At 69.2% G+C, this 4,288-nt stretch carries 3 protein-coding genes and 1 pseudogene; all 4 read right to left on the bottom strand.

The window, feature by feature from the left end; translation table 11 throughout:
* Positions 1–522, bottom strand: a 522-nt coding sequence (locus tag ACFPZL_RS10610; protein ID WP_382335363.1) for a lyase family protein, incomplete at its 3' end; no start/stop codon positions are given.
* A 92-nt stretch (positions 523–614) separates the two neighbouring features.
* A complete protein-coding gene (gene argF / locus ACFPZL_RS10605) occupies positions 615–1,538 on the bottom strand; it encodes an ornithine carbamoyltransferase (protein WP_218114475.1) in 924 nt (307 codons plus the stop codon).
* Between the two features lie 65 nt (positions 1,539–1,603).
* Positions 1,604–2,098 (bottom strand): annotated as a pseudogene (locus ACFPZL_RS10600) (maltokinase N-terminal cap-like domain-containing protein); the annotation flags it as partial.
* 68 nt (positions 2,099–2,166) lie between these two features.
* Positions 2,167–4,077 carry a translational GTPase TypA gene (gene typA, locus ACFPZL_RS10595; protein ID WP_218114474.1) on the bottom strand — a complete coding sequence of 637 codons (1,911 nt, stop codon included), beginning with the start codon at positions 4,075–4,077 and terminating at the stop codon, positions 2,167–2,169.
* Positions 4,078–4,288: the final 211 nt, after the last annotated feature.

Raw genomic sequence — 4,288 nt, 5'->3', positions numbered from 1 at the left:
GGGCAGGATCGCGGTCGGATGCGCCGCCGCCTGCGCGCGGATCGCCTCGGCCAGATCGAGCAGCAGACCGCCGATCACAGCTGCGTGATCGAGCAGGTAGAGCCGCACCAGCGTGGCGATCTGGTCGTTGCGGCTGCGGCCGGCGCGCAGCTTGCCGCCGAGGGCCGGGCCCGCGATCTCGATGAGCCCGCGCTCGAGCGCCGAGTGCACATCCTCGTCCTCGTCTGCGGCGACGAAGCGGCCGTCGGCGACACGGGCGTCGAGCTCGTCAAGCGCGGCGTGCATGCCGGCGAGCTCATCATCGTCCAGGTAGCCACCGGCGGCGAGCGCCGCGGCATGCGCCTTCGAGCCCCGGATGTCGTAGTGCGCGAGCACCCAGTCGAACTGCGTCGACTTGCTGAGCAACTGCAGCTCGGGCGAGGGCCCGCTCGCGAAGCGTCCGCCCCACAGGGCGCCGCTCTCACCCGCGCGATTTCCGCTCGGAGCGCCGTTCTCGGCTGCGCGGTTCGTGTTCTCGGTCATGCTGTTCTCGTTCTCTCGTCATTCTGCGCAAGGTCGCAGAATCTAGCGTTGCAGAAGTGGATCCTGCGACTGCGCGCAAGATGACGGAAAGGTCAGCTCTGCGCGAGCAACCACGCCATGAGCGCCTTCTGCGCGTGCACGCGGTTCTCTGCCTCGTCCCAGACGACGCTCTGCGGGCCGTCGATCACCTCGGGGGCGACCTCGTACTCTCGGTACGCGGGCAGGCAGTGCAGGAAGATCGCGCCGTCCTTCGCCTGCGCCATGAGCTCCGGAGTCACCCGGTAGGCGCCGAAGGTGGCGACCCGCTCGGCCTTCTCCGATTCCTGCCCCATCGACACCCAGGTGTCGGTGATCACGGCGTCGGCCCCGGCCACGGCGGCGACCGGATCCTCCGTCACCGTCACGCTGCCGCCGGTCTCGGCGGCGATCCGGCGCGCATCCTCCACGATGTCGGCCCGCGGGTGATAGCCGGCCGGGCCGGCGACGCGGATGTGCATCCCCGCCGTGGCGAAACCGAGCAGGTAGGACTGGCCCATGTTGTTGGCGGCGTCGCCGAGATAGCTCGCGGTGAGCCCCGCGAGCTCGCCCTTGTGCTCGCGGATCGTCTGCAGGTCGGCGAGGATCTGGCAGGGGTGGAAGTCGTCGCTCAGCGAATTGATCACCGGCACCGTCGCGTGCGCAGCCATCTCTTCGAGGCCGGCGTGGGCATAGGTGCGCCAGACGATCATCTCGACCATGCGGGAGAGCACCTTCGCGGTGTCGGAGATCGACTCCTTGCCGCCCATCTGGGAGTTCTTCGAGTCCATGATCAGCGGATTGCCGCCGAGGTCGGCGACCCCCACCGAGAAGCTGACCTGCGTGCGCGTGCTCGTCTTGTCGAAGATGACGGCCGCGGTTTTCTGCCCCTCGAGCGGGCGCTCCGCGAAGCGATCCGCCTTCAGACGCGCGGCGAGGTCGAGCACCTCGCGCTGCTCGGCGGGCGAGAGGTCGTCATCACGGAGGAAGTGCCTGGTCACCCGTCCAGCCTACGGCACGCGCGCACCCCGGGGCTCGCGCCTGGGTGCTCTCTCCGAGCGCGACCCTACTCGAGCGTCGCCAGGATCGCCGGCATCGTCTGACCCGGCCAGGTCGCCCGGAGGGTGAGCTGATCGTCCCGCTCGACCGCGGCGGGATCCACGATACGGAGAATGTCGAGCACGGAGGAGTCCGCGTCGAGTCGGGTGAGGTGCCCGACGGCGCTGACGGTCGCCGCGCTCAGATCCGGGATGAGGCGCCCAGGTTCACCCGATCCGCGCACCCGTGTGCTCAGGTCCCGGGGGACGAGCGCGCCGGTCCCGTCGTCGGAGAACTCGTCCGCCTCCCGGCCTCCCTGCGCGATCGTGGCGGCGAGCACGCTGCGGTACACCGGGTCCCCGGCCGCGTCGGCGAACCATCGCTTGCCGAGCACGCCGTGCTCGGAGGTGCCGACCAGGAACGCCTCCGATCCCGCGAACGGGGCGCTGCGGTAGCTGAGCGGCACGTGGTAGACCTTCGCATCCCCGGCGGACAGCAGCAGGCCTTCGAGGCCGACCTCGCCAGCTGGATCCTGCGACTACGCACTTCGTGCTCCGCGCAGGACGACGATAGCGGCATTCGCCGCCATCGTCACTTCGCCAGCTGCTGCTTGAGCTTCGACGCGGCGCGGGCGCGCGTCGTGGCGTCGAGCGCGACCTTGCGGATGCGCACCGCCTCGGGCGTCACCTCCACGCACTCGTCCTCGCGGGCGAACTCGAGGCACTCCTCGAGCGTGAGCGTGCGCGGAGGCGTCATCGACTCGAAGGTGTCCGCGGTCGAGGAGCGCATGTTCGTGAGCTTCTTCTCCTTGGTGATGTTCACGTCCATGTCCTCGTTGCGCGAGTTCTCGCCGATGACCATGCCCTCGTACACCTCGGCGGTGGGCTGCACGAAGAAGGTCATGCGCTCCTGCAGGTTGATGATCGAGAACGGGGTGACGACACCGGCGCGGTCGGCCACGATGGAACCGTTGTGGCGCGTGACGATCGGGCCGGCCCACTGGTCGTAGCCGTGCGAGATCGCATTCGCGATGCCGGTGCCGCGCGTCAGCGTCATGAACTCGCTGCGGAAGCCGATCAGGCCGCGCGACGGCACGATGAACTCCATGCGCACCCAGCCGGTGCCGTGGTTCACCATGTTGTCCATGCGGCCCTTGCGTGCGGCCAGCAGCTGGGTGATCGCGCCGAGGTGCTCCTCAGGGGTGTCGATCGTGAGGTGCTCGTAGGGCTCGTGCGTCTTGCCGTCGACCTCCTTCGTCACCACCTGCGGCTTGCCGACCGTGAGCTCGAATCCCTCGCGGCGCATGTTCTCGACCAGGATCGCGAGCGCCAGCTCGCCGCGGCCCTGCACCTCCCACGCATCGGGGCGGCCCGTGTCGAGCACCCGGAGCGACACGTTGCCGATGAGCTCGCGGTCGAGGCGATCCTTGATCATGCGCGCGGTCAGCTTGTGCCCCTTGACCTTGCCGACCAGCGGGGAGGTGTTGGCGCCGATCGTCATCGAGATCGCGGGCTCGTCGACCGAGATGGTCGGCAGCGGGCGCACATCGTCGGCGTCGGCGATCGTCTCGCCGATCGTGATGTCCTCGATGCCGGCGATCGCGACGATGTCGCCGGGGCCGGCCTGCTCGGCCGGGTAGCGGGTGAGCGCCTTCGTCAGCATGAGCTCGGTGATGCGCACGTTCTGCACGCTGCCGTCGTGCTTCACCCAGGCCACGGTCTGACCCTTCTTGATCCACCCGTTGTGCACGCGCAGCAGCGCGATGCGGCCGAGGAACGGCGACGAGTCGAGGTTCGTGACGTGCGCCTGGAGGGGGTGCTCGTCGTCGTGGCTCGGGGCGGGCACGCGGTCGAGGATCGTCTCGAACAGCGGCTCGAGGTCGGGGTTGTCGGGCAGCGAGCCGTCGGCGGGACGGTTGTGGCTCGCGGCGCCGGCACGACCCGAGAGGTAGACGGTCGGCACGTCGAGCACCGCGTCGACGTCGATGTCGGGGTGGTCCTCGGAGAGGTCGCTGGCGAGGCCGAGCAGGAGATCCTGCGCCTCGCCCTCGACCTCCTCGATGCGGGCGTCGGGGCGGTCGGTCTTGTTGACCGCGAGGATCACGGGCAGGTGCGCCTCGAGCGCCTTGCGCAGCACGAAGCGGGTCTGCGGCAGCGGCCCCTCGGAGGCGTCGACCAGCAGCACGACGCCGTCGACCATCGACAACGCGCGCTCGACCTCGCCGCCGAAGTCCGCGTGGCCGGGGGTATCGACCACGTTGATCACGACGGGGCCGTTCTTCGCGTGCACGCCTTCATAGGTGATCGCTGTGTTCTTCGCGAGGATCGTGATGCCCTTCTCGCGCTCGAGGTCGTTCGAATCCATCACGCGGTCGTCGACGTCGGCGTGCGCGTCGAACGAGTTCGTCTGGCGCAGCATGGCGTCGACGAGCGTGGTCTTGCCGTGGTCGACGTGGGCGACGATGGCGACGTTACGGAGGTCTTCGCGAGTGGCGAGAGCCATAGGGGTGGATCCTTACGATCGAAAATTGGCAACGTTCTATTCTACACGCGCGAATTCTGGAGATCCCGGCACCCGTCCGGACCGTTCGACGGAGCCCGCTCTACGGGCGGCGCGAGCGAGAGGCGAGCCCGGCCGCGGCCTCGAGCACCAGGAGGGCGGCCAGCCTCACGGTGCGCCCGTCGGGCGCATCGGTCGTCGCGTCGACCTCGGC

Origin of the sequence: Leucobacter soli (assembly GCF_042659205.1) — a bacterium.
In the GTDB taxonomy this organism is placed as follows: domain Bacteria; phylum Actinomycetota; class Actinomycetes; order Actinomycetales; family Microbacteriaceae; genus Leucobacter; species Leucobacter soli.
Note: the sequence above shows the minus strand (reverse complement) of the source record. Positions and strands in the feature narration are given on the sequence as shown.